Origin of the sequence: Rubrobacter tropicus (genome assembly GCF_011492945.1) — a bacterium.
GTDB classification, from domain to species: domain Bacteria; phylum Actinomycetota; class Rubrobacteria; order Rubrobacterales; family Rubrobacteraceae; genus Rubrobacter_D; species Rubrobacter_D tropicus.
In genome coordinates this window covers 2,785,081-2,808,914 of the sequence record NZ_CP045119.1, presented here as the reverse complement: position 1 = coordinate 2,808,914, position 23,834 = coordinate 2,785,081, and the positions used below count along the sequence as shown (strand labels likewise).

The following is a 23,834-nucleotide window of genomic DNA, read 5'->3' as shown; positions in this document are numbered from 1 at the left end:
TCTATCGTGGTCTCCGCCCCGTCTCGGCCAGCGCAACCACGATGCCCCATCGGAGGACTGCGGCTCCGTTGCCTCGCCGTTCACCGAGACGCCCCGAGCGGAATCGACGCCGCGCAGCTCCACGAGGACCGTCCCCTCTCCGGTACGAACGTGCCCTCGCGTTCCCCGAAGCGGACGATTATCCGTTCGTTTGTCGCTTCGCAGGAGATCTCGCGGCGGGCGTACTCGCCGGTCTCGTAGCCGAAGCCGTCGCCGGCGTCCTCGTACAGAGACGTGGCGCCCGCCTTTTCGCCCGTTGCGGGGTGTACCAGCACGGTGAGCGGGTCCGTGGGCTTCTCGCCGGTGTGGCCCGCGTCCGGTCCCAGGGGGAGCGGGGTGTTCGCCTTGAGATAGACCGCCGGCTTGCCCAGAGGGGCGTGGGCCAGGACGTGGGCCGGCCCGTCGAGGCGCTCGCCCGTCCAGAAGTGGAACCACGTCCCCTCGGGCAGGTAGACGTGGCGGTGCTCGATGCCGGGGCGGGAGATGGGGGCGACGAGGAGATCCCTGCCCAGCAGGAACTCGTCGTCCGCGGTGTAGGTGGTCTCGTCGGCGGGGTACTCGAAGAGGAGGGGGCGCAGGATCGGGGCCCCCGTGCGGTGGCACTCTTCGAAGAGCGTGTAGAGGTGGGGGAGGAGGCGTTGGCGGAGCTTCAGCATCTCGCGGCAGACGGACTCGTAGGGTTCTCCGAAGGCCCACGGCTCCTGGTGTTTGGTGTCTATGGCCGTGTGGTTGCGGCAGAAAGGCTGGAAGACCCCCATCTCAGTCCAGCGGGCGAGGAGCTCCCCGTTGGCGTCCCGAAGAACCCCCGATGTCCACGCCGGCCCAGGCGACGCCGGAGAGGCCCAGGTTCTGGAGCTGGGCATCGTCATCCAGAGGTGCTCCCACCACGAGGAGTTATCCCCGTCCACTGCATCGCGTGCCGCTGCAGCCCCGCGTAGCCGGCCCGCGTAATGACGAAGGGCCGATCGCCGGGCTTCAGCTTCAGTAGGCCCTCGCGGGCGGCTCGGGCGACGAGGGAGCCGTAGGTGTTGTGGACCTGGGCGTGCCACTTCGACTCGCCGCCCGGGCCGCCCGGATGCACGACCTCGTCCGGCATGGTCGACTGGCGGGGAACGAACAGGGAGGGCTCGTTCATGTCGCACCAGATCCCATCGACCCGGCGTCCGTCAGGACCCTGTGGTTCCCGCCCACCATTCGCGGGCCTCCGGGCTCGTGAAGTCCGGGAAGGCGCACAGGCCGGGCCAGACGACGTTGTGGTACTCCTCGCCCTCTTTCGTCTTGCAGTAGAGGTCGCGGTCCCGGCCCTCGACGTAGACGGGTAGTCCTCGTCAATCTTTACGCCGGGATCGACGATGGTAACGACGTGGAATCCCTGCTCGTGCAAATCCGAGATCAGCCCTTCAGGGTCGGGGAACCTCTCGTCGTTCCAGGTGAAGACGCGGTAGCCGTCCATGTAGTGGATGTCGAGGTAGATCACGTCGCACGGGATGTCCCGTTCCCTGAAGTTTCGGGCCACGCTCCTGACCTCGGCCTCGTCCATGTAGGAGTAGCGGCACTGCTGGTTGCCCAACGACCACATCGGCGGCATCGGGATACGGCCGGTCAGCCCGGTGTAGCGGTCGAGGACGTCGGCGGGCGTCGGGCCGCAGAAGACGTAGTAGACGACGTCCCCGCCCTCGGCGCCGAAGTAGGCGCGGTCCTCGTCTTCGAGGGCCAGGTCGAACTCGATGCGGTGGGTGTTGTCGAAGAAGAGGCCGTGGGCCTTGCCGCCCGTCATCGAGAAGAGGAAGGGGATCGAGGAGTAGAGGTTGTTGAAATCCGCGGTGTGCCCGCCGGGCGGGTCGACGTTCCAGAAGACCTGGTACGAGCCCGTCTTCTCCAGCCCGCTAGTCCTTTCCCCGCACCCGAAGTACCGCTCGCCCGCGGCCCGCTTCTTGTACAGCCTGACCGGGCTCCCGAGCGGCTGGCTGAACACGTCGGCCCCGGACGCCACGACGGGGCCCATGCCGAGGTCCTCGTCGTCCGCCGCGAACTCCCTGCCCGAGCCGTCCGTGAAGCGGACGCGAAGGGGATTCAGGGCGACGTGGGCCGTGGCCGCGGCCGTAGAGAGCGTAACCTCCTGCTCGGACTCGTGCATGGAGACCTCGACGCTACCCCAATCATCTTTCGCTATTGCCTCGGTTTTGTACCGGGGCGTGCGGCCTTCCGGGAACATGCCGACGCGAAACAGGTCGGGGGCCAGGGCCGTCACCTCGACCGTGGTCGTGCCGGATCTCAGGCGCAGGCCGTGATCGTGGTGGCCCGCGAGCTTGCCCGCGCCGAGGGGCTGGTACTCACCGCCGGTCTCCGGTTGTTTCTCGATCACTGGCGTACCTCCGCTCGGTTCGCGGGCGGGTCTGAAGCCCGCCTTTACGGTTTTGTTTGGGTATGGCCGGGTATCGGTTGGGTGCGCATTTTAGGGGCTACGTTTTCTTTCCGCTCTTGGGGCGAACGGTGCCGCCGAGGACGAAGATCGCGGTGCTCAGGCCGACGACCAGGTAGAGGGCCGTGCCGAGGCCCGTGAGCTCGGCCAGGAACCCGATGGTGGGCGGGCCGACGAGGAAGCCGGTGTAGGCCGCGGTCGAGACGGCGGCGAGCGCCGGGCCCGTTGCCACGTCCTCCGTCTGTCCGGCGGCGCTGAGGGCGAGCGGGAAGACCACGGAGAAGCCGGCGCCGGCACAGGCGAAGCCCACGAGGGCGAAGACGGGGTTTCCGACGGCGAGGGCCGTGCCGAGGCCCGCGGCGGCCACGGCGCCGCAGAGGCGGACCAGGTTGGTGGGGCCGAACCTCTCCGCGAGGCCGTCGCCGAAAAGGCGGCCGAGGGCCATGGCGAGGGAGAAGGCGGCGTAGCCCGCCGCGGCGAAGCCGGGGCCGGTGCTCAGGGTGTCGTCCAGGTAGACCGCGGACCAGTCGGACATCGCGCCCTCGCCGAGGAGTACGCAGAAGGAGATGATGCCGAGGCCGAGCAGGGCCCGCGTCGGGCGGGCAAACGCCGGCGCCCCGCCGTCTGCGGCGTCCGCGTCGGAGGGCAGGAGCGCCAGGTAGGCCGGGACGGCGGCGAGCGTCGCGATGACGAAGACCGTGAGGAAGTGGGGGAGGACGCCGATGCCGAGGTAGGCGACCCCGCCGCCGAGCACGGAGCCGGCAAGCGCCCCGAAGCTGAAGGCCGCGTGGAAGGAGGACATGATGCGGCGTTCGTAGCGCGTCTCGACCGCGACGGCGTGGGCGTTCATCGAGACGTCCAAGGCGCCGTTGCACGCCCCGACGAAGACGAGTGCTGCGGTCAGGGCGGCGACGTTCGGGGCGAGGGCCAGCGGTATCAGGGAGAAGGGGAGAAGGAGCGCCGTTGCCCCCACCATCCGGCGGCTGCCGAGGCGCGAGATCAGGGCCCCCACCACGGTCATCGAGAGCAGCGCCCCGACCGCAGCGCCCAGCAGTGCCACCCGAGCAGGCCCTCCCCGATCCCCAACCCGTCCTGCACGGCGGGTATCCTGACGAACCAGGCCCGAGCGCGAACCCGTTGAGGGCGAAGACGGCGAGCACCGCCAGCCGCGCGCGCCGGAGGTCCGGCGTCGTCGAGGGCGTCATCGGACCCGGGCCGCCCCGCCGACCGGGCTCAGAACTCTATCTTCTGGCCGACGCCCCGCTCGACGGCGCGGTCGTAGACGACGCGGGCGGCGGCGAGGTCCTCCAGCGCGAGGCCCTGGCTGGCGAAGAGGGTTATGTCTTCGGGGCTCTTGCGGCCGGGGACGTGGCCTGCGATGACCTGGCCTAGCTCGTAGACGGCCTCGGGGAGGATGGCGCCCGTCTCGAGGGAGGGCATCAGGTCGCCGGCCTCGAGGCCGAGCTCCTCGCGGGCGTCGGCGCAGACGAAGGCTGCGCGCTTGACGACCTCGCGGTCTATCTCGGTCTTGAACAGGAAGTTGGACCCGGCGGCGTTTACGTGGGTCCCCGGCCTGAGCCATTCGCCGTGCAGGACCGGCCCCCCCGACGAGGTCACGGTCACGACGATGTCCTGGGCCGCCGGCTCCTCGGCCGCGTGGGTGGTCTCTATGTCCATCCCCAGCCTCTCGCCCATCTTCGCGGCGAACCTCTTGCGCGACTGCTCGTTGCGGCTGTAGACGATCACGCGTTCGAGGTCCCTGACAGCCGCGATCGCCTCCAGCTGGCTCTCCGCCTGCCAGCCAGCCCCGTAGATGCCCAGAGTTCTCGCGTCCTCGCGGGCGAGGTGCCTGGTGGCGACGCCGCTCGCCGCCCCGGTCCTCATCTGGCCCATCTTGTCCGACTGCAGGATCGAGAGCAGCCCGCCCGTCTCGGGGTCGAAGAGCATAGTGTAGAAGCGGGCCCCGCCCCTGGCGACGGTGTAGGCCTTGAGGCCCAGGGCGTCTATCTCCGGTGCGCCGGCGAACATCACGTTGAGGCCGCTCTTGGGGAGGGCGACGCGGCGGCGGGCGCGGTTGGTGGCCCGGCCCTCCGCCTGCTGGCGCAGGACGGCCTCGACGGCGTCGAGCGTGGCCGGCATGTCGATGAGCTCTTCGACCTGGCCTTCAGTGAGGAGCAGGGTCACGAAGCCTCCCCCCTGTTCGTCCGGGGAGTATCCGTTAAAATCCCGTGGCTCATGCGGGTTCTCGTCATAGACAACTACGACTCCTTTACGTACAACCTCGTCCAGTATCTGGGGGAGCTCGGGGCCGAGGTCCTCGTGCGCCGCAACGACGAGGTAACGCCCGAGGAGGTGGCCGCGCTCCGCCCGGACAGGATAGTCGTCTCGCCGGGCCCCTGCACGCCGAACGAGGCGGGAATTTCCGTGGAGCTCATAGAGAAGGTCGGAAAAGACGTGCCGCTGCTCGGTGTTTGTCTGGGGCACCAGAGCATCGGGCAGGCGTACGGGGCCAGGATCGTGCGCGGCGAGCCCGTCCACGGGAAGACCGCGAAGATAGCCCACGACGGAGAGGGCGTCTACGCCGGGATAGACCAGAACTTCGAGGCGACCAGGTACCACTCCCTCGTGATAGAGCCAGATTCCTTGCCCGATTGCCTGGTAGTGACGAGCCGGTCCGAGGACGGCACGATCATGGGCGTCCGCCACCGCGAGTACGCCGTCGAGGGCGTCCAGTTCCACCCCGAGAGCGTCCTGACCCGCCACGGACGCGACCTCCTCAAGAACTTCCTGGGGTCCTAGAAGTGCTGCGCGAGACGCTCCGAAAGGCCGCCGGCGGAGAGTCCCTGACGGAGGGCGAGGCGGAGAGGGCGCTCGAGGCCATCATGGAGGGGACGGTCCCCCCGGCGGCGACCGCGGCGCTCCTCACCGCGCTCAGGGTCAAGGGCGAGACGGTGCCCGAGATCGTCGGCTTCGCCCGCGCCATGCGCCGCTTCGCCGCCTCGGTCGAGGCCCCTCCCGACGTCGTCGACACGTGCGGCACCGGCGGCGACGCCAAGGGGACCATAAACGTCTCGACCGCAGCCGCGTTCGTGGCCCGGGGTGCCGGTGTCGTGATCGCCAAGCACGGCAACCGGGCCGCTACGAGCCGGGCCGGCAGCGCCGACGTGCTCGAAGCCCTCGGCGCCGAGATAGAGCTCGCGCCCGAGCAGGTCTCGCGGTGCATCGAGGAGGCCGGCATCGGGTTCATGTTCGCCAGGACGCACCACCCGGCCATGCGCTTCGTCGCCCCCGTGCGGGCCGAGTTGCCGTTCCGAACGATCTTCAACCTGCTCGGCCCCCTTACGAACCCCGCGGGCGCCAAGCGACAGCTCGTCGGCGTCTTCGGCGGGGCCTACGTGCGGCCGGTGGCCGAGGCTTTACGGGACCTCGGGGCCGAGCGGGCGCTCGTGGTCCACGGGACGGACGGGATGGACGAGATCACGACGAGCGCCGAGACGATCGTCGCGGAGGTCTCGAACGGAGGGCTGAAAGAGTACGAGATCTCCCCCGAAGACTTCGGTCTGAGGCGGCACGCCCCGGACGGCCTGCTCGGCGGCGACGCCCACCTGAACGCCCGCATCCTGCGCGACGTCCTCTCGGGCAAAGAGACCGGCGCGGCCCGCGACGTCGTACTCCTCAACGCCGGCGCCGCCGTCTTCGTCTCGGGCAAGACCGACACTATCGAGGAGGGCGTCCGCCGGGCGGAGGAGTCCATAGAGACGGGCTCGGCCGAAAGGGCCCTGGAAGACTTCGTAAAAGCCACCCGCCGGAAAGTGGGAACCCCATGAGCCGGGCGACCGTGCTCGAAGAGCTCGCCGCCGCGGCACTCCTCCGCGCGGGCGAGCTCCGAGAAGGGACGGACCTCGACACCCTCTACCAGGAGGCGCTCCTCTTCGAGAAGCGCGACTTCGCCGCTGCGCTCGGCAACCCCGGCCTCTCCGTCGTAAGCGAGATAAAGCGGGCCTCGCCCTCGGCGGGCGCCATTCGGGAGGTCGACCCGGCCGAGTGGGGCGGGGGCTACCAGCGGGAAGGCGCGAGTTGCCTCTCCGTCCTGACGGAGCCGGATCGCTTCAAGGGCTCCCTCGAAGACCTCGACGCGGCCAGGAACAATACCACCATCCCCGTGATCCGCAAAGACTTCACCGTGGACGAGGCCCAGGTCCTCGAAGCCGGCACCCGCGCCGACGCAGTTCTTCTCATCGCGGCCCTCTTCGACGCCGCAACGCTCGCCCGCTACGTCTCTTTAGCCGTAGAAGTCGGCCTGACGCCGCTCGTGGAGATCCACGACGAAGAGGAGGCCGACCTCGCCCTGGAATCCGGCGCCAGGGTCATTGGCGTCAACAACCGAAACCTTAAGGATTTCACCGTCGACCTCGGCACCTTCGAGCGCCTAGCCCCGAAGCTCGCCGGCGCCACGCTAGTCGCCGAGAGTGGTGTCAGGACCGTCGAAGACGCCCGCAGGATGCGCGACGCCGGGGCCGACGCGGTGCTTGTCGGGGAGGCGGCGATGCGGAATCCGGAACTCGTTGCGAGGATGGCTTCGCTCACCTGACTAAACGGGCCTGATGGGCCGCCAATTCGCAGCCGGTAGGCTACCGCGGCACCGCTAAGATGCGTACGACCCGAGCCCCGTGGTGTCTTCGAGTACCTGCCTGGCTTCCTCGAAAAACGCACCCGGCACCAGCACGTCCCTCGGACCGGCAGCCAGGAAGTCCGGCGCATCGAAGCCTGCCGCGCGTTGGATCAACGCCGGGATGCCGGCGTCCTTCAGCACGCCGTCCATCAGCAGCGCGTCGGTTTCGTTCGGGGCCGCGGCCACCTTCACCCACCTCTCTTCCATAAACGTATCCTACCCCGGGCCGTCCCCCGAAGCTCGTATTCGCGAAGCCGTCCGGCTAGGAGCGGCGAAGCGTGAAGCAGAAGCGCGAGCCCCGTCCGGGGTCGCATTGGACGCTTGAGATGGTGTCGGAGATCAGGTCGTGCAGGGAAACCTCTTCCGGGGTGAGTTGCGGCACCCCGGCGAGCTCGAAGAGATCGTCGATTAGGCTGCTGAGTTCGGCGAGCTCGCGGCGGGCCGAGGAGAGGTAGCGGGCACCGGCGACCACCTCCAGGAGGTTCCGTTCGTCGTCGACGATCAGGACCTTGGCCACCGCTGAACCTGTTCCTCTCTTCTCCGCCGGATTATATCCCGCCGTCGACCGGCACCGCGCATCATGTCCCCGGTCCCTGGCCGCCTGGCGGTGCCGGTCAGCTCTCTGCAAGTAGATTTTCGACATTATCGGTACACTACCCCGACGCGCTTACGCGACGGTTACGGGCTCATTGCGACAGGCTTAAATCTCGCTGGCGGGCCCCGGCCAGGGGATAAACGTCTTCGTGCCTATCGTCCCACGCTGCTACCCTGCTGGTGGCACAATGGCCCACAAAGAACCCCCCACGGAAAGGGAACGGCGTGCGAAAGATTTGCGGGTTCCTGTCCGGGCGCAACCGCGGAGCGTCGCGCGGCGGAGAGGCTCACGCCAGGTGTCCGCGGTCCGCGAGGAGGGGCTGGACCGGCGAGTGAACCTCGCGGCCAAGCTCTTCCGTTCCCGGCTGCTCCCCGGCGTCGAACGCCACAAGGATCTCGCCGTCGGGATCTTGCTGGTCGTCCTCAGCCTGGTCGCTGTGCGCGACCTCGTGGCCGGCGGGACCGTCGTCGGTAAGGACACCATCACCCAGTACTACACCTGGTACTCGTACCTGGGCGAGAGGTTGCGCTCCGGGGACGTTCCGGCCTGGAACCCGCACCAGTTCTCGGGGGCTCCGTTCGCGGGCGATCCCCTGTCCGGCTGGACCTACCTGCCGGCGATGGTCCTGTTCACCGCGCTGCCGGTGTCGGCGGCGGCCAAGAGCTACCTGTTCGTCCACCTGCTGCTCGCCGGGGTCTTCACGTACGCCCTGGCGCGGGCGCTCCGCATGAACCTCGCCGGTGCCTTGCTGGCGGCGGTGGCCTACGAGTTCAACGTGTTCATGTACTGGCGTAACCTGTGCTGCTCCCCGTACGCCAGCGTCATGGCCTGGCTCCCGCTCGCGATCCTGGGCGTGGAGCTGGCGATCCGGAGTCCCCGCCGGACGGACAGGGGCTTCTGGCTCGGGGTGGGGGGGCTGGCGTTGAGCCAGATAATGGCCGCGTGGCCCGGGCAGGGCTCCTACTACGCCCTGCTCGCCCTGGGCGGTTACGTGGCCTACCGCACGCTCCTCTCCCCGCCCGAGTACGTCCGGGGTCTTCGGGGCCGGACCCTCACCTTTCTGCTCTACGGTGGCGGGGTGCTGCTGTGCGGGTTCGGCCTGGCCGCCGCCGGGCTGCTCCCCCGGGTGGAGTACCAGACGCTCTCCACCCTGGCGGACGGCTACGGCAACATCGAGGGCGTGAGGGCCGCCTGGGGGGGATGGACGTCCGAAGATTGGCAGAGGTTGCTGACGCCCGGGCTCGTGTACCCGGGCATTGCGGTCCTTGCGCTGGCGCTCGCGGCGCCCCTGGTCGCCCGCGGGCGGCACGCCGTGCCTTTCTTCCTCGTCCTCTCCCTCTGCGCGCTCGTCCTGTCGGCCCCGGACGGGACGGTGCTTCATTCGGCGCTGTACCAATTGTTGCCCGGTTTCGAATGGATGCACCCCCACGGCCCCGGGCGGATAAAAGTGATCCTGTACCTCGGCTTAGCCCTCTTGGCCGGCGCCACGCTGAGCCGCCTGGGAGAGCGAAACACGGGGACCCTGCTCGCCGTCCCGGTCGTGACCTCGCTCTTGCTGGCGATCTGCGCCGTCGCGCTTCTCGCGACGGAAGGCCCCCCGGCCGGCCATGGAATCGGCGTTTCGCTGGTCTCGCTGTCGGCCCTCGTCGTAATCAACGGGTGCCTGGTGGTCTACGCTCGCGCCCCGGCCGGACGCCGGGGCGCGGTATTGCTAATGGTGCTCGTGCTGTTCGCGGACCTGCTCGCCGCGGGGCGGGCGACCGTCGCGGAGCGTGCGACCGCCGACCTTGGGAAGGATTTGGTGAAGGTGGACCTGCCGCGGTTTTTCGAGCCCACGGGCGCGGCGAAATTCATCAGGGCCGAGACCGAGAACGAGCCGGCCCGCTACTTCGGCTACGGTCCTCGCCGCCTGGGCGATGGATGGAGCTTCAACTACAACAACTGGTTTGCCGAGCGGGACACGAGCGCGCTCCTGGCGAGCAACATGGCGACCCCGATGGGGCTAGACGGCATCCAGGGTTACAACGCCGTCCACATCGCCCGCTACGACGAGTACATGAAGGCGCTCAACGGGAGGTCGCAGGGGTACCACAACGCGGACGTGGTCCCCCGGGGGCTCGATTCCCCTTTGCTGGATCTACTCAACGTCCGGTACGTGATCGTGCCGGCGGACGTGGACGCGGACCAGGACGAACTGCTGGAGTTGAAGGGTGACCACCCAACCGTGTACGCGGACGGGCGGGTGGAGGTCCTCGAGAACCGCGACGCGCTTCCCCGGGCCTGGATCGTCCACTCGGCAAGACAGGCCCCGCGGGCGGAGACGCTCGAGCGACTGGGCTCCGGCGCGGTAGACCCGAGGCAGACGGCGCTTCTGGAGCGGCCACCGCCGGATCTCGAACGTCCGGCGGACCCCTCCGCCGACCGCGCCACGGTAACGAAGTACGAAGCAGATCAGATAGAGCTCGAGACCTCAACCGGGGCGCGGGGCCTGCTCGTGCTCAGCGAGGCGTACTACCCGGCGTGGAAGGCTTACGTCGACGGCCAACCGGTCCCCCTCTACGCCGCCGACCACGTTCTGCGCGCGGTACCGGTGCCCGCCGGCGAGCACACCGTCGAGCTGCGCTACGAGTCGTGGTCCCTGCGCACCGGGATGGCCATCTCGCTCGGCTCTTGCCTGGCGCTCGTCGGCCTTGTGGCCGCCAGAGCAAGGCACCGGCCGGAAAAGCCGACGAGCGCGTGCCGCCCACCCGAATCCGACGCCGGGATCGCCCGTTGAGAGGGCGGGCGCAACCGATTCGGACGTACGAGGGCCAGCCAGAGGTCAGCAGGGGCGCCTGCGCCGGGACGTCGAGGATGGAACGGGACTCCGTCGAAACGCGCGCGGAGTCCACGCGGAAATCGTGGTGTAAGGGAGGTTTGACGTGCCCGAGTCGCTAGGTTTCGACATTTAAGGTACGCTCGTCGACCCTCTGGACATGAACGAGCATCGGAGGGGGTTGGTTGGGCAGAAAGCCGACCGCTTCTCGGAGCTCTGGCGCGAAAAGCAGGTCGAATACACCAGGCGGCGGGGTCTGCACCCGGCAGGCTTAGGATTTCTCCGCCCTCTCGCCCGCCGGGCGACGTCTCGGACGAAGAGAAGGCCTACGCGCCCCGCCCACGGTCCGTGCGAAGCATTCGATGCTCCGTGGTGAATCGTGCGCGTAGAAGCCGCCGAGGCACGATGCGATCCCCAAAGCGGGGTCTACGAACCGGCCATGGGCGCCGAGATTACGCCCGGCGCAAGCCCGACATCGACGGTTACCGGATCTAGCGTTGGAGCGAAACCCGGGTGCGCTTACGTTACGACCCTGATCGTCTGGCCTTCGACGACCTCGCCGACCACCGCGGCGAGCGTGGCGTTCTTCTCCAGGGCCCGCACGAACGCTGGAGCCTGCTGCTCCGGCACGGCCACGAGCAGGCCGCCGCTCGTCTGCGGGTCGTACAGGGGCAGCAGGTCGTCCGGGCCGACCCCGTCCGCGGATACCTTGTCGCCGAGGTACTCCCGGTTGTTCTTGAGGCCGCCGGGATAGCACCCCTCCGCGGCGAGGGAGACGGATCGCTCCCAGACGGGCACGTCGCCCCTGCGTACCACGGCCCCGAGCCCCGACGCCTCCAGCATTTCGGAGAGGTGGCCCAGAAAACCGTAGCCCGTAACGTCGGTCGCGGCAGAGACCTCGACCTCGCGCAGCGCGGCGCGCCCGCCCTTGTTCAGGGTCGCCGCCACCTCGACGGCGTCCTCTATCTCGGATTCGGAGACGAGGTCGCGTTTCAGGGCCGTCGTCAGGATGCCAAAGCCTAATGGTTTCGTCAGCACGAGAGCGTCGCCGGCCCGCGCGCCGGTGTTGCGCACCACCCGGTCCTCCTCCACGAAGCCCGTCACGGAGAGGCCGTACTTAGGCTCGTCGTCCTGCACCGAGTGGCCGCCGCAGAGCTTCGCGCCGGACTCCTCGATCTTGGACTGCCCCCCGGCCAGGATCTCGCGCAGGATGCCGAGATCCAGCCTCTCGGGGAAGCCGACGAGGTTCATAGCAGTCAAAGGCTCGCCGCCCATCGCGTAGACGTCCGAGAGGGCGTTGGCGGCGGCGATCTGGCCGAACCTGTAGGGGTCGTCCACGATCGGCGGGAAGAAGTCCACGGACTGCAGCAGCAGGCCGCCGCCGAACGGGACGTACCCCGCGTCGTCGCGGGTCTCCATGCTGCTCACGAAGCTGTCCGCGGAGGGCGAGCCCGGCGTTAACGAGTGAAGCACCTGCTCCAGGACCCCTGGAGCGAATTTAGAGCCTCAACCGGCCTTCTGCGAGTACTTCGTCATCCTTATGCGCGTCTTTTCGTCCATGGCGCGAGTATAACCCCCTCGCCCGTGGCCTGCGCCCGGCCGTTCGGGAAGCCTCCAGCGACTTCTTCGACAAGGCCGCCCAGCGCCCCGCGTTCGCGTTCGGGCAGGGTCAGTGGGCGGCGCGCGGCGCACCGCGCCTCTAGCAACTCGTGGAAAGCGACGTCTGTCTCGGTCCGTTCCAGCAGCAGGGCCAGGGCACTCTCATCCCCGACCGGGTAGTAACCGGGGTAGTCTTCGCCGAGCATCCCGACGTTGCCTGCTATGCGGGAGGCGATCACGGGCACCCCGGCTGCCAGCGCCTCGGCGACCGCGTTTGCCCCGCCCTCCATGATGGAGCTCTGCACCAGCAGGTGCACCCGCGACAGCAGCCGGCGCACACGCCAGCGGGGTACCTCCCCGAGCCATCGGTAGCGCGGTTCGGACGATGCGAGCGCCGCGGCCCGATCCGCGAACTCCTCGCTGTGGGCCTTCCCTACGTGCGTGATCCGGACGCGCGAGGCGGGCGGAAGCAGCCGGGCGGCCAGGGCGCAGCGGAAGGGGTCTTTCTCGGCGCGCAGGTTGCCCACCACGCAGACGTCGAAGAAGGTCTTCGCCCGCGGCTGCGGGCGGATGGGCTCGGCCGACTGGTAGATCACCCGCGCCTTCGCGCGGTGGTGCGGTTCGAGCTCCGCAAGACCCGCTTCCTGCAGGACGACCACCCGGGTGGCGAGACCCAGGGACTCCCGGGCGCCCTCATCGACCCGGATATCCCGGTAGAGGTCGGTCCCTGTGAGGACGACGATGAGGGGGTGGTCGGGGTGGGCGGCGGCGTAGCGCTTTATGGAGTGGCGGCTGCGCCGGGTGTGCAGGGCGATCATCAGGTCGGAGACCTCCCCGCCCCAGGCCACTTCGACGAGCACCTCGTGGCCTTCCTGGCGCAGGAAACGCGCCCAGCGCTCGGCGGTGGCCCTGTTGCCGCTGCGCGACCCCGCCCCGGCCGGCGTGACGAGGCTGATCTTCATGCCGCGTACCCCTGCTTCATGGATACGCATTTATACAGCCTTTCGCGGCGCACTACAGCTTGCGGGCTATTGCGCTAACATCCGCCCTAAGGAGCGGGACCGGCGAAGACGGAAGGACTTTGATGCAGGACTCACGGGAACAGATCGGGTATCTCACGGAGATGCTGGTCGACAGCCGGAAGCGGACCCTGGAGCTTGTAAGCGACCTCTCGGACGGGCAGATGATCGGACCCCAGCTCCGCATCGTCAACCCGCCGCTGTGGGAGATCGGGCACCTCGCCTGGTTCCAGGAGCGCTGGAACCTGCGCCGCGTTACGGACGACGAGTTCGCCCCCTCCGGCATCCTGGAGCGCGGCGACGAACTCTACGACTCCATGGAGGTGGCCCACGACACCCGCTGGGACCTCTCCCTGCTCCCCGGGGGAGACCCTCTCCTACATGCGGCGGGTCCTGGACGAGACCCTGCGCAAACTGCGTACCGAAGGACCGACCCCCGAGGCGGACTACTTCGCGCGCCTCGCCGCCTTTCACGAGGACATGCACGGCGAGGCGTTCACCTACACCCGCCAGACGCACGGCCTCCCCGCGCCCCCGATTTCGGAGCACGACCCCAGGATTCTGGAAGACCAACCCCGTGGTCCGCTGGCGGGCGATGTAGAGGTGCCCGGAGGCGAGTTCATGCTCGGGGCCACCGAAGGGACGGGTTTCGTCTTCGACAACGAGAAGTGGGCGCACCCCGTGGAAATCTCCCCGTTCGGGATCTCGCGCGCCCCGGTTACAAACGAACAATTTGAATCCTTCGTGGACGACGGCGGCTACCGGAGGCGGGAACTCTGGAGCGAGGAGGGAAGGCGGTGGCTGGACGAGACCGGGGCCGGGCACCCCGTCTACTGGTCCCGGTTCGGCGACGGGTGGCACCACAGGCACTTCGACGAGACGCTTCCCCTGAACCCCCACGCGCCGGTCATCCACGTCAGCTGGTACGAGGCAGAGGCCTACTGCCGGTGGGCCGGACGTCGCCTGCCCACCGAGGCCGAGTGGGAGATGGCCGCCTCCGCCGAACCCGGTGAGGCGGGCACGACGACCGGGCGCAAGCGCCCCTACCCGTGGGGGGAGACGCCGCCGGGGACGCGCCACGCCAACCTGGACGGGCGCCTGCTCGGGCCGGTGGACGTCGCCGCGTTCCCGGAGGGAGACAGCGCGTTCGGCTGCCGGCAGATGATGGGCAACGTCTGGGAGTGGTGCGCCGACGACTTCGGGCCTTACCCCGGCTTTGTCCGCGATCCCTACAAGGAGTACTCGGAGCCGTGGTTCGGCGACCACAAGGTGCAACGCGGTGGATCCTGGGCGACGCGAAGCCGCATGCTCCGCAACACCTGGCGCAACTTCGCCCTGCCCGAGCGGCGGGACCTCTTCGCGGGTTTCAGAACGTGCGCCCTCGATTAGAGCTATCAGCTTTCAGCAAGAACAAAAAAGCTGATAGCTGAAAGCGGAGGCGAAGCCGGAGCGGGCTGAAAGCCGACAGCGCGGATTGCGGTGGCATTGAGCCACTGCAATCCGCGCTAGTACGCGAGCCTGCGCCGGATCGCGGCCGAGAAGCGGTCCACGGCCAAGACCACCACTATCGTTGCCCCGACGAGCGTTGCGACCTTCGGGTAGTCGAAGAGGTTCATGGAGATCAGGATCTGCTGCCCTATGCCCCCGGCGCCGACGAAGCCGAGTATCGTCGCCGAGCGGATGTTGCACTCCCACTGGTAGAGCGTGAGAGAGGCGAAGCCGTTCATCGCCTGCGGCAGCCGCCCGAAGAGGAAGGCCTGAAAGTCGCTGGCTCCCGTCGCCGTGAGCGCCTGCACGGGGCGGGAGGGGACGGCCTCCAGCGTCTCGCTGTAGAGCTTGCCGAGCACGCCCGCGGAGTGGACCGCCAGGGCGAGCGTGCCGGGGAAGGGTCCGAGGCCGAGGGCGACGACGAAGACGAGCGCCCAGAGGATGTCGGGGACGGAGCGGAAGACGTTCAGGAGCGTGCGCGAGAGGTGGTACGGCACGGCGAGCAGCAGGCGTTCGCCGCGCGAGGCGCCTACGGTGGAGATCTCCCGCGTTCCGAGGGCCGACAGGGGGAAGGCCACGACCGCGCCGATAAGCGCGCCGAGAAACGACATCTGGAAGGTCTCCAGGATGCCGGTGCCCATCGCCCGGAGCGTGGCGGCCGAGAGGTCCGGAGGGAACATCTCGGAGACGAACCTCTCCGCGGCGCCGCTGCCCCTGAGCAGCTCGACGAGGTTGAAGTTGGTGCCCGCTACGCTGTAGCCCGTCAGGCCGAGGACGGCGAGGACGGCCAGGCTACTCTTCCACGAGAAGCGCGGGAGCGCGCCCCCGATCCCCGGACGTTCAGTGCGAGGAGACGCCATCTCTGCCCTCCGTTAGACGGAACGATCCTTCGGCGCCGTACCCGGCATACGGGAGATCGGAGCCTTCTCCGTTCTCCGACCCACCGGGGTCCCCGCCCGGGTCGCCTTCGTAGATCTTTGCCAGCTCGTCTTCGGTAAGCCGCCCCGGCGGGCCATCGAAGGCCACGCGGCCTGCGCGCAACGCGACGACGCGCGGAAAGCGGCGCGCGACCTCGACGTCGTGGAGGTTTGCCAGCAGGGTCGCGCCCTCGCGGTTCAGGTGAAGGAGCGTCTGCAGGACGCGCTCGGTCGTTACGGGGTCCACGGCGGCGAAGGGCTCGTCGGCCAGGATCAGGTCGGGCCTCTGCACCAGCAACCGCGCGACGGCAACCCGCTGCTGCTGGCCCCCCGAGAGGTCCGCCGTCCGCACGCCGGCCTTGTCCCCAAGTCCGATCTGTTCGAGCGCGGCCCTGGCTTTTTTGGAGAGGCCCGCGTCGGGGCCCGCAAAGAAGGCCCGCAACGTCCCAAGCCTGCCCATCTCGCCGACCTCGCCGAGGGAGACGTTGACGCCCGCCGAGAGCTGGGGGACGAGGTTGTACGCCTGGTAGATGGTCCCGATGCGCCGCCGCAACTCGCCGAGCCTGCGCCGCGGGAGAGAGTAGAGGTCTTGCCCGTCGACGACGACCCGACCTCTCCCCAGGGCCACGCTCCGGGTGAGCGCGCGAAAGAGCGTGGACTTGCCCGCGCCGGAGGCCCCGATCACGGCGAGCTGCTCCCCCGCCTCTATGTGGAGCGTTACGTCGCTCAGGGCCGCCACGCCATCGAAGCCGACGGAGACGTCTTCGAGCAGGACCCCCCTCACGTTGCTATTGCTCCTCCGCGATGAGGTCGAGCTTGCGGGCCTGCTCCTCCACGTAGTCGTAGTCGCCGGCCCGGACTCTCTGGTAGTCCTCGGCGCGGAGCAGGTCCAGGAGCTCGGGGTCCTCTATCCCGAGGAACGCGTCGGTGAGCTCCTGCTCGTCCTTGTCCGGGAGGGCGTCGCGGACCACCCAGGGGTAGCCCTCTATCGGGTCTGACTTCTCTATTACCCTGACGCTGCCCTTCTCGATAATCCCCTCCTCCCGCAGGTCGTACAGGATGCGGTCCTCCAGGCCGCCGGCCGCGACCCGCCCGTTGGCCACGGCCTGCGCCGTGGTGTCGTGGCCGCCGGTGTACACGACCTCTCCGAGGTCCGTGCGATAGTCGATCCCGGCCTGGTTCAGCATGATGGAAGGGTAGAGCGACCCCGAGGTGGAGGAGACGCTCCCGAAAGCGAAGTCTTCGCCCTCCAGGTCCTCGACCTTCTCTACGTCGCTACCGGACGGGACGATAATGACGGAGCGGTACTTCGTCGTCCCCGTCCTGGGGTTGACTTCGGTAAAGAGGGGATGGACGTCCGCGCGCTGGCGCGCCTGGACGTAGGTCAGGCCGCCAAAGTAGGCGAGATCCAGCTCCCCCGAAACCATCGCCTCGACGACGGCGTTGTAGGTAGTCGGCACCGAGAGCTCGACCTCGCCTCCGGTCTCCTTCTTCAGGTAATCCTCCAGGGGCTGGTATTGTGCCTCGACCTCTTCGGGGTTCTCGTTCGGGATCAGGCCGACCCGCAAAGGTTCGTCGCCGGAGGCCGAACCGCTTCCGCCGCAACCCGCGAATACTATCGCGGCGACGGCGACGAGGATGGGCGTAGACAGGCGGTGGATCATGGACGTTCCTTTCTGGCGCAAGTGGCAACGAAAGCCTCGGCCGCCGGCGATAGCCTGCGGCCCCGTTCGGTCAGCAAGACGAAGGGGCGCGAGAGCGAGAGCCCGCGAACTTCGATTCGTCCGACCCTCTCCAGGGCCCCCGCCGTGCGAAGCGGGACGACGCCGACGCCCGCGCCCGCCGCGACCGCGCCCGCGACCGCGGCGTTTGACCCCAGCTCCATCGCAACCCTGGGCCTCACGCCCGCCGCCGCCAGCCCCTCCTCCGCGGTCCGGCGCGTCCCCGAACCCTGCTCCCGCAGCACGAAAGGCCGATCGGCGAGGTCCCCGGGGGAGACCTCCGCCCCGGCGAGCCGGTCGTCGGCCGCGACCACCGCCACCAGGGCGTCGTGTCCGATGACGGTTCCGGCCAGCCTGGGGTCGTCGACCTCGTGGCCCACGACGGCCGCCTCGATCTCACGCCCAAGCAGGGCCGCGATGGCCTCGTCGGTGTCGTACACCCGCAGCTCGAGCGCGACGTCCGGGTAGCGCGCCGAGAACTCCGTGGCGAGTCCCGGCATCAAGAGCTCCCCGGGGGTCGAGGACGCGCCAACCACGAGCGCTCCGTGAGGGGCGGTGTGGCGGGCCATCTCGGCCTCAAGGACGGATACTCCATCCAAAATCCGCCGCGCGTGTTCGGCGAGGCACTCCCCCGCGGGGGTTGCCCGAAGAGGCCGCCCGCGCGTTAGCAACGCGACCCCGAAACGCTCTTCCAGCGCGTGCAGATGGTTCGAGACAGCCGGCTGCGTCATGCCCAACTCCCTGCCCGCCGCCGAGAGCGAACCACACTCCAGTATGCAAAGATAGACGCGCAATCCATGTACGCTAAGGCCCATCGGCGCAAGTTATCACAGAAGATTTATGGAAGCGATAAGAAAACCTTACATGGTGATCAATTGGACGCGGCCGGCGCGGCGAAGCGGAGCTTGGCGATTTGGCGTCCTCCATCCCCTTTGGTTGCCCGAGGGCAAGCGCCGGTGCTACATTCCGCCGATACGTTTACGCGCGGGAAGGGGCCCCGGTACGGACCATCGACCGGGCGGACGGTGAGGTTTAGACCGCCGAAGCCACCTCGACCTCGCGGGTGCGTAGGGCTCAGACGCTCGGTGTGGCGGGAGGCCGGGGATGATGGCTTTCGCGCCACGGCGGGTGTTGTGGGACGACGAGGACGTTAGCCCCGGGAGGGCCATGATAGACGTAGGCATCATCACCGGATCTGGCATCTACGAACTGCCCGGGGAGAAGGAGACGCGCGTGGTCGAGAGCCGCTTCGGGGAGGCGGAGGTGTCGATCTTTCGGGCCGGGTCGTGGACCGTCGGGAGCATCTCCCGCCACCAGAAGAACCACCTGCACCTGCCACACGCGATCCCCCACCAGGCGAACCTCGCGGCCCTCAAGCAACTCGGGGCGCGGGTGGTTCTCGCGACGACGGTCGTGGGCGCGGTAGACCCCGGCGTTCGTCTGGGGCGGCCCGTCCTGTTCGACGACCTCTTCTTCCCGACCAACCTCCTTCCCACCGGCGCCGAATGCACCATCTTTACGGAGCCTGGCGACCCGGGGCGCGGGCACCTCATCTGGGACGAACCTTTCGCCCCGCGTCTTCGGCGGAAGCTGGAGCTCGCGACCGGGGACCTGGGACTGGGGGCCACGGTTGGGGGTGTCTACGGGCACACGAACGGGCCGCGGTTCGAGAGCCGGGCGGAGATCCGCTGGCTCGGCACGGCCGGGGTAACGGCGGTGAGCCAGACGTGCGGTCCCGAGGCGGTCCTGGCCGGGGAACTTGAGCTCCCCTACGCGCTTGTGGGCTTCCCGGTGAACTACGCGACCGGAATCTCGCACTCCCGCAGGGACGAGCTGGACCGGCTGCTCGCGCTCTCGGCCGAAGTACTTCCCCGGGTGGTGCTCCGGACGGTAGAGATGCTGGAAGGGGAGGACCTGATCTTCGACCACGGGTACGTCTACCGGGTCGAGGGAGGAGTGGGCCCGCGCGAAGGCTGATCCACGACGGCCGAAAGGCGTGGTGAAACGGAAGGCTTGAGACGGATGAGCCGGCTCATCCGTCTCAAGCCCGACACGCGACAAGAGAAAGGCGGGGGCATGGAGCGACCGAGACCCGACCTGGTGAAGACCAAGGAGCGCCAACGATCGGCGTGGGCTTCCGGCGACTACTCGGAGTTCGGGGCGGTGTTGCAGATCATGAGCGAGCTTCTGTGCGAGGCCGTGGACCTCCGGCCCGGCCAGAAGGTTCTCGACGTGGCGACCGGCAGCGGCAACACGGCGCTTGCCTCCGCCCGTCGCTTCGGGGAGACGACCGGCATCGACTACGTCCCTGCCCTGCTGGAGCGGGGACGGGAGCGGGCCGCCGCCGAGCGGCTGAAGGTCGCCTTCCGGGAGGGCGACGCGGAGGACCTCCCTTACCCGGACGCCTCGTTCGACGTCGTGCTCTCGACCGTCGGGGTGATGTTCGCGCCCGACCAGGAGAGGGCGGCCGGTGAGCTGCTCCGGATCTGCCGGCCGGGGGGGAGGATCGGCCTGTCGAACTGGACGCCGGACGGCTTCGCCGGGGAGCTGGGAAGCCTCTTCGGCTCGTACCTGCCCTTCTCTCCCGGCCTGAAACCGCCCGTACTCTGGGGCACGTCAGAGCGACTGCGGGAACTCCTGGGCGGTGGCGTAAGAGACTTGAGGATCGTCCGGCGAAGCTTCGTGTTTCGCTACCGCTCGGTCCGGCACTACCTGGAGGTCCTGCAGACCCAGCTGGGTCCCACCAGGGAGGCCCTTCTTGCGCTCGACCCGGCGGAGCGGGGGAACCTCACGGACGACGTCGTGGGCCTCGTAGGCCGCTTCAACCGCTCGGGCGACGGGGCGATGGTGGTGCCTAGCGACTACCTCGAGGTGGTCGCTACCCGGCTTTGAACGCCCGGTCTTCGCCCGAGAGGCATCCTATCGGTGACCCGGTGTCGACCGCGAGCGGGCCGGGGGTGTGATCCGGCGCCCTTCCCGAAACGTTAAGAAAATGGCAAGATTTGTGGCCACGGTATATGTTAGACGTGTTGCGACACACAAGACGCGGGAGAGGAGCAAGATTGTCTGTTGCCGTTGGCATTGGGCTCACCAACGAGTGCAACTTGGCGTGCCCGCACTGCTACAGGCCGACCCTCACGCAGCAGCGCCTCTCGGTGCCGCAGGTCGAGACCATCCTGGACAATCTGGAGGTGGGGTCGGTCAACCTCGGGGTCGGCGAGAACGGGGTGCACCCAGAGTACCGGGAGATGCTCGGCCTCTTCCGTGAGAGGGAGGTCAAGACCGCGATCACCTCGAACGGCTTCAGCCTGGCCATGCTCACCGACGAGGAGCTCGCGGGCTTTCACTCCGTGGAGCTCTCCTTCGACTTCCCGACCAAGGAGGAGATGGACGAGTTCAGGGGCGCGGGGGCGTGGGAGATGGCCATAGAGTCGCTGGATAGATGCCAGCGACTCGGCATCCCAACCTCCGTCGCGGCGGTGATGATGAGCACCAACTACGACCGGATGGGGGAGGTGGCGCGGTTCGCCTTCGGGCTCGGCTCCGACCTGCGGGTCAACGTCTACCAGCCCGTGACGGGCGAGGAGTTCACGCTCTCCTACGACCAGTTCTGGGAAGGGTTCGCCAGCCTGTTCGCCGCCGGGCCCGTCGTCGTGTGCAGCGAGCCGCTGGTGAACGCGATCATGGGTCTCGGGACGACCCGGGGCAACCCTTGCGGGCAGCGGAGCATCCGGGCCCTGCCTGCCGGCACGATCTCCCCCTGCCCCTACTGGCCGGCCGCCGCGGGCCGCGTATCGCACCTGGCGGACTCCGAGAAGAACATCTGGGACCAGCGCGAGTTCGAGAAGTCCAGGCACCTGCCGCAGGCGTGCGGGCCGTGCCGGTTCGCCGAGAGCTGCGCCGGGGGCTGCGCGAGCCGCCGGGCGCTGCGCGACAGGCTGGACGAGCCGGACGAGTACTGCCCGGTGGTGCGCGGCGGGGAAGGGGAGGTCCGTCGTATTCAGGAGATGCTCCGCTACACCCTGAGCAACCCGGAGGATGTCCCGAAGGCTGGCAACGCCTGCACGACCGTCATCAAGACCGCGGAGGGCTTGCCGGCATGACGCTCGCCGGCCATCACGCGGGAGACAATACGGGTTCCGGGCGGCGCCCCGGACCACGCATCGCCGCCGTCATTCCCGCCCTCGACGAGGCGCTATCCATTGCGCGGGTAGTGGAGGGGTTGCGCGGTCAGACGCTCCTGGCCCCGGGCGGGATCTTCGTCGTTGACAACGGCTCGGTAGACGGGACCGGGGAGATCGCCCGCGCGGCCGGGGCAAGGGTCGTGCGCGAGGGGCGGTGCGGCTACGGGTACGCGTGCCTGGCCGGGGTCCTCGCGGCCCGGGACGCCGACGTGATCGTCCTTCTAGACGGGGACGCCGCCGACGAGCCGGACGACCTCCCGCGGGTGCTTGAGCCGCTTCTTAGGGGAGAGGCCGACCTGGTCGTGGGGTCCCGCACTTTAGGCTCGCGGGCCCGGGGCTCGATGACCTGGCAGCAGATCTTCGGCAACCGGCTGGCCGCCTTCTTGATGCTCGCCCTCTACGGGGTGCGTGTTAGCGACGTGGGGCCGTTCCGGGCGATACGCCGGGAAGACTTGCTCGCGCTGCAGATGCGGGAGATGACCTACGGCTGGCCGTCCGAGATGATCGTGAAATCCGCCAGGGCGGGCTACCGTTACCGCGAGGTGCCGGTACGGTACCACCGTCGGATCGGGGTCTCGAAGGTCGGAGATACGCTGGTCGGAAGCCTCAAGGTAGGCTGGCGCATCATCTCGACGATACTCCGTTACTCCCGCTGGAAGCCCCGTAAGACGGCCAGGGTGGGCCGGTGAGGGACGCACTGTACGTGATCGCCCGGGCGCCCAGGGCGGGGTTCGCGAAGACGCGCCTCGGCCGGACCATCGGCCACGAGCGGGCGATCATCCTATACCGAGCCTTTTTGCAGGACCTGGCCGCGCGTTTCTCCGACTCCCCTTTTCCGCCCGGCTGGTACGTCACGCCGCCCGACGCGTGGCCTGAGGTATCCGCCCTCACCGGCGAGACCGGGCGGGTACTCTTTCAGGGGGACGGCGACCTGACCGAGCGCCAGAGGGAGCTGTTTCGGGGGGCCGAAGCCCGCGGGGAGGGGCGGACCGTCCTGATCGCCTCGGACTCGCCGCACCTCGGCGTCGGGGTCGTAGAAGAGGCCTTCCGCCGCCTCGACGGCGACGACCTCGTCTTCGGGCCGACCTTCGACGGGGGCTACTACCTGATCGGGATGCGCGGCTACCACGACGTGCTGGATGGCATTCCGATGAGCGTGGGGACGGAGCTCGGCGGCATCATGGCCAGGGCCAGGCTCTCGGGTCTGTCGGTGGGCCTGCTGGAGCCCACCTTCGACGTAGACGTGGTGGAAGACCTCCGGCGCCTGCGGCCGCTGGCCCTACAACGAGCCGACCTCCGGGCGACCAGGGAAGCCCTCGAATCGCTCGGGCTTATGGAGCAGGACCCGCAACCGGCCGGCGAGGACGACCTCGCCGCCGCTCAGGGGCGACGTTGAGCCGTTCCGCTACAGTAGGTCAGGCACGACGGCGGGTGGCGATCGGCCAGGGTCGCGGAGCCCGTCGGAACCGAGAGGAGAATTAAGGTGGCCGGGACGAACCCCGCAGAGAAGCAGGAACCGAGGGAAGGCATCTACTCGTCTTCGCGCCTGGAACGGGGCCTCATCGTGCTCACCATCGCCTTGGCGAGCATCGGGCTGGGGTACCTGTTCTTCACGCAGCTGTGGTGGAAACTGCCGCCAGACTTCGGGTGCCGGGACGACTTCACGCGCGGCGGGCTGTGCTTCTTCCTCCAGCACTCGGTCGATGAGGCGGACGCGTCCAACACGTTGCTCAAGGCCAACATCCTCGAGTCGAGGCCCGGGGCCGAGGTAAGCGTTCCGATAGGGTGGGCGACGCAGTTGAACGCGGCGTTCATCGAGAACGTCGTGCAGCCCAACATCCGCTGGTTCGGGTACGTGATCTGGGGCACGGAGGCTTGGATCTTCCTGAGCATGTGCCTGGGGTTCTTCAGCCGCCTGGGCGCGTTGGCGGCCATTGGTATGTCCATGCAGCTGATGATCGGGCTCGCCCACACCCCGAACGAGTGGGAGTGGAGCTACATACTCATGGTGCTTCTCTCGGTCGCCATGTTCGGGCTCGCGCCGGGCCGCTACTTCGGCCTGGACCGGCTGCTGCGTCCCCGGTTCAGGGCGATGGGCGAACGCGGTAGCCGCGTGGGACGCCTGCTGCTGCTGTTCACCTGAAGGTGAGGACGCGCCCCGTGCAGAGTAGGAGGTCGAGTTGTCGCCCGAGATAGTGGCCCTGCTGGTCTTGCTCGGTGGGGTAGTAGCGGCGGTCGTGTTCACCCTCGTCATCGTCATCGTGGTCAATCCCGCGAATGCAAACACCCGCCCGCCGAACGGGGACGATGGAACGCGAGAACAGCAGAGCGAGAGACCATGACAAGACAGGAGGCGTCTTGCG

23 protein-coding genes and 2 pseudogenes are annotated in these 23,834 nt (G+C 68.5%); 13 read left to right on the top strand and 12 right to left on the bottom strand.

The window, feature by feature from the left end; all coding sequences use genetic code 11:
* Window positions 1–80: 80 nt before the first annotated feature.
* The 4 genes and pseudogenes from GBA63_RS24040 to GBA63_RS13990 form a co-directional block, all read right to left on the bottom strand.
* Window positions 81–695: a DUF5110 domain-containing protein gene (locus GBA63_RS24040; protein WP_456115166.1), complete on the bottom strand. Its 615-nt coding sequence runs from the start codon at window positions 693–695 to the stop codon at window positions 81–83.
* Between the two features lie 15 nt (window positions 696–710).
* A pseudogene (locus GBA63_RS24585) lies at window positions 711–2,254 on the bottom strand (TIM-barrel domain-containing protein); the annotation flags it as partial.
* Between the two features lie 247 nt (window positions 2,255–2,501).
* Window positions 2,502–3,521: an MFS transporter gene (locus GBA63_RS13995; RefSeq protein WP_166177037.1), complete on the bottom strand. Its 1,020-nt coding sequence runs from the start codon at window positions 3,519–3,521 to the stop codon at window positions 2,502–2,504.
* 173 nt (window positions 3,522–3,694) lie between these two features.
* Complete coding sequence (locus GBA63_RS13990; protein ID WP_166177035.1) at window positions 3,695–4,645, bottom strand: ornithine cyclodeaminase family protein; 951 nt, start codon at window positions 4,643–4,645, stop codon at window positions 3,695–3,697.
* Between the two features lie 51 nt (window positions 4,646–4,696).
* Here GBA63_RS13990 and GBA63_RS13985 point away from each other — a divergent pair, with 51 nt between their 5' ends.
* From GBA63_RS13985 to GBA63_RS13975, 3 genes are read left to right on the top strand one after another with little or no spacing between them, the layout of a single operon-like run.
* A complete protein-coding gene (locus GBA63_RS13985) occupies window positions 4,697–5,260 on the top strand; it encodes an anthranilate synthase component II (RefSeq protein ID WP_166177033.1) in 564 nt (187 codons plus the stop codon).
* Window positions 5,261–5,262: 2 nt separating this feature from the next.
* On the top strand, window positions 5,263–6,288 hold the full coding sequence (gene trpD, locus GBA63_RS13980; protein WP_166177031.1) for an anthranilate phosphoribosyltransferase: 1,026 nt from the start codon (window positions 5,263–5,265) through the stop codon (window positions 6,286–6,288).
* Window positions 6,285–7,052 carry an indole-3-glycerol phosphate synthase TrpC gene (locus GBA63_RS13975; protein ID WP_166177029.1) on the top strand — a complete coding sequence of 256 codons (768 nt, stop codon included), beginning with the start codon at window positions 6,285–6,287 and terminating at the stop codon, window positions 7,050–7,052. Before trpD ends, GBA63_RS13975 begins: the two co-directional genes overlap by 4 nt.
* Window positions 7,053–7,106: 54 nt before the next feature.
* On the opposite strand, the gene GBA63_RS13970 is transcribed toward GBA63_RS13975, so the two are convergent.
* Window positions 7,107–7,340 carry a putative signal transducing protein gene (locus GBA63_RS13970; RefSeq protein ID WP_166177027.1) on the bottom strand — a complete coding sequence of 78 codons (234 nt, stop codon included), beginning with the start codon at window positions 7,338–7,340 and terminating at the stop codon, window positions 7,107–7,109.
* A gap of 55 nt (window positions 7,341–7,395) precedes the next feature.
* On the bottom strand, window positions 7,396–7,650 hold the full coding sequence (locus GBA63_RS13965; protein WP_166177025.1) for a histidine kinase: 255 nt from the start codon (window positions 7,648–7,650) through the stop codon (window positions 7,396–7,398).
* 373 nt (window positions 7,651–8,023) lie between these two features.
* Between GBA63_RS13965 and GBA63_RS13960 the strand changes: the two genes are divergently transcribed.
* Entirely contained in the window at window positions 8,024–10,504 is a 2,481-nt protein-coding gene (locus GBA63_RS13960) for a YfhO family protein (RefSeq protein WP_166177023.1), read from the top strand.
* A gap of 558 nt (window positions 10,505–11,062) precedes the next feature.
* On the opposite strand, the gene selD is transcribed toward GBA63_RS13960, so the two are convergent.
* Window positions 11,063–12,103 (bottom strand): selenide, water dikinase SelD, encoded by a 1,041-nt coding sequence (gene selD / locus GBA63_RS13955; protein ID WP_166177021.1) that lies wholly within the window; start codon window positions 12,101–12,103, stop codon window positions 11,063–11,065.
* Window positions 12,082–13,134: a selenoneine biosynthesis selenosugar synthase SenB gene (gene senB / locus GBA63_RS13950; protein WP_207956791.1), complete on the bottom strand. Its 1,053-nt coding sequence runs from the start codon at window positions 13,132–13,134 to the stop codon at window positions 12,082–12,084. The genes selD and senB overlap by 22 nt, the downstream gene beginning before the upstream one ends.
* A gap of 92 nt (window positions 13,135–13,226) precedes the next feature.
* Here senB and GBA63_RS24435 point away from each other — a divergent pair.
* Together GBA63_RS24435 and GBA63_RS13940 are read left to right on the top strand one after the other, a co-directional pair.
* Window positions 13,227–13,541, top strand: a pseudogene (locus GBA63_RS24435) (DinB family protein); the annotation flags it as partial.
* A gap of 1 nt (window position 13,542) precedes the next feature.
* Window positions 13,543–14,550 (top strand): SUMF1/EgtB/PvdO family nonheme iron enzyme, encoded by a 1,008-nt coding sequence (locus GBA63_RS13940; protein WP_166177017.1) that lies wholly within the window; start codon window positions 13,543–13,545, stop codon window positions 14,548–14,550.
* Window positions 14,551–14,666: 116 nt separating this feature from the next.
* Here the strand turns inward: GBA63_RS13940 and phnE are convergent, their stop codons facing one another.
* From phnE to GBA63_RS13920, 4 genes are read right to left on the bottom strand one after another with little or no spacing between them, the layout of a single operon-like run.
* Window positions 14,667–15,509: a phosphonate ABC transporter, permease protein PhnE gene (phnE, locus tag GBA63_RS13935; protein ID WP_166177015.1), complete on the bottom strand. Its 843-nt coding sequence runs from the start codon at window positions 15,507–15,509 to the stop codon at window positions 14,667–14,669.
* Entirely contained in the window at window positions 15,490–16,350 is an 861-nt protein-coding gene (locus GBA63_RS13930) for a phosphonate ABC transporter ATP-binding protein (protein WP_166177013.1), read from the bottom strand. The genes phnE and GBA63_RS13930 overlap by 20 nt, the downstream gene beginning before the upstream one ends.
* A gap of 4 nt (window positions 16,351–16,354) precedes the next feature.
* Window positions 16,355–17,230 carry a phosphate/phosphite/phosphonate ABC transporter substrate-binding protein gene (gene phnD, locus GBA63_RS13925; protein WP_166177011.1) on the bottom strand — a complete coding sequence of 292 codons (876 nt, stop codon included), beginning with the start codon at window positions 17,228–17,230 and terminating at the stop codon, window positions 16,355–16,357.
* A complete protein-coding gene (locus tag GBA63_RS13920; protein ID WP_166177009.1) occupies window positions 17,227–18,102 on the bottom strand; it encodes a LysR substrate-binding domain-containing protein in 876 nt (291 codons plus the stop codon). Before GBA63_RS13920 ends, phnD begins: the two co-directional genes overlap by 4 nt.
* Before the next feature lie 289 nt (window positions 18,103–18,391).
* Here GBA63_RS13920 and GBA63_RS13915 point away from each other — a divergent pair, with 289 nt between their 5' ends.
* From GBA63_RS13915 to GBA63_RS13885, 7 genes are all read left to right on the top strand, one after another.
* Complete coding sequence (locus GBA63_RS13915) at window positions 18,392–19,264, top strand: MTAP family purine nucleoside phosphorylase (RefSeq protein ID WP_166177007.1); 873 nt, start codon at window positions 18,392–18,394, stop codon at window positions 19,262–19,264.
* 99 nt (window positions 19,265–19,363) lie between these two features.
* On the top strand, window positions 19,364–20,179 hold the full coding sequence (locus GBA63_RS13910; protein ID WP_166177005.1) for a class I SAM-dependent methyltransferase: 816 nt from the start codon (window positions 19,364–19,366) through the stop codon (window positions 20,177–20,179).
* A gap of 170 nt (window positions 20,180–20,349) precedes the next feature.
* Complete coding sequence (locus tag GBA63_RS13905; protein ID WP_166177003.1) at window positions 20,350–21,390, top strand: radical SAM/SPASM domain-containing protein; 1,041 nt, start codon at window positions 20,350–20,352, stop codon at window positions 21,388–21,390.
* Window positions 21,387–22,160 carry a glycosyltransferase family 2 protein gene (locus GBA63_RS13900; protein ID WP_166177001.1) on the top strand — a complete coding sequence of 258 codons (774 nt, stop codon included), beginning with the start codon at window positions 21,387–21,389 and terminating at the stop codon, window positions 22,158–22,160. The genes GBA63_RS13905 and GBA63_RS13900 overlap by 4 nt, the downstream gene beginning before the upstream one ends.
* The gene (locus GBA63_RS13895; protein ID WP_166176999.1) at window positions 22,157–22,867 is read left to right on the top strand and encodes a TIGR04282 family arsenosugar biosynthesis glycosyltransferase; all 711 of its coding nucleotides are present in this window, start codon (window positions 22,157–22,159) and stop codon (window positions 22,865–22,867) included. Before GBA63_RS13900 ends, GBA63_RS13895 begins: the two co-directional genes overlap by 4 nt.
* 87 nt (window positions 22,868–22,954) lie before the next feature.
* Complete coding sequence (locus tag GBA63_RS13890) at window positions 22,955–23,614, top strand: TQO small subunit DoxD (protein ID WP_166176997.1); 660 nt, start codon at window positions 22,955–22,957, stop codon at window positions 23,612–23,614.
* Window positions 23,615–23,651: 37 nt separating this feature from the next.
* The gene (locus GBA63_RS13885) at window positions 23,652–23,813 is read left to right on the top strand and encodes a hypothetical protein (protein ID WP_166176995.1); all 162 of its coding nucleotides are present in this window, start codon (window positions 23,652–23,654) and stop codon (window positions 23,811–23,813) included.
* Window positions 23,814–23,834 lie beyond the last annotated feature (21 nt).

Excerpts from the sequence above, each read along its gene's own strand:
- GBA63_RS13910 (WP_166177005.1), top strand. The coding sequence starts at position 19,364 with ATGGAGCGACCGAGACCCGACCTGGTGAAGACCAAGGAGCGCCAACGA.
- GBA63_RS13975 (WP_166177029.1), top strand. The coding sequence starts at position 6,285 with ATGAGCCGGGCGACCGTGCTCGAAGAGCTCGCCGCCGCGGCACTCCTC.
- GBA63_RS13985 (WP_166177033.1), top strand. The coding sequence starts at position 4,697 with ATGCGGGTTCTCGTCATAGACAACTACGACTCCTTTACGTACAACCTC.
- GBA63_RS13915 (WP_166177007.1), top strand. The coding sequence starts at position 18,392 with ATGATGGCTTTCGCGCCACGGCGGGTGTTGTGGGACGACGAGGACGTT.
- GBA63_RS24040 (WP_456115166.1), bottom strand. The coding sequence starts at position 695 with ATGCTGAAGCTCCGCCAACGCCTCCTCCCCCACCTCTACACGCTCTTC.
- GBA63_RS13920 (WP_166177009.1), bottom strand. The coding sequence starts at position 18,102 with ATGGGCCTTAGCGTACATGGATTGCGCGTCTATCTTTGCATACTGGAG.
- GBA63_RS13970 (WP_166177027.1), bottom strand. The coding sequence starts at position 7,340 with ATGGAAGAGAGGTGGGTGAAGGTGGCCGCGGCCCCGAACGAAACCGAC.
- GBA63_RS13900 (WP_166177001.1), top strand. The coding sequence starts at position 21,387 with ATGACGCTCGCCGGCCATCACGCGGGAGACAATACGGGTTCCGGGCGG.
- phnE (WP_166177015.1), bottom strand. The coding sequence starts at position 15,509 with ATGGCGTCTCCTCGCACTGAACGTCCGGGGATCGGGGGCGCGCTCCCG.
- GBA63_RS13940 (WP_166177017.1), top strand. The coding sequence starts at position 13,543 with ATGCGGCGGGTCCTGGACGAGACCCTGCGCAAACTGCGTACCGAAGGA.
- senB (WP_207956791.1), bottom strand. The coding sequence starts at position 13,134 with ATGCGTATCCATGAAGCAGGGGTACGCGGCATGAAGATCAGCCTCGTC.
- phnD (WP_166177011.1), bottom strand. The coding sequence starts at position 17,230 with ATGATCCACCGCCTGTCTACGCCCATCCTCGTCGCCGTCGCCGCGATA.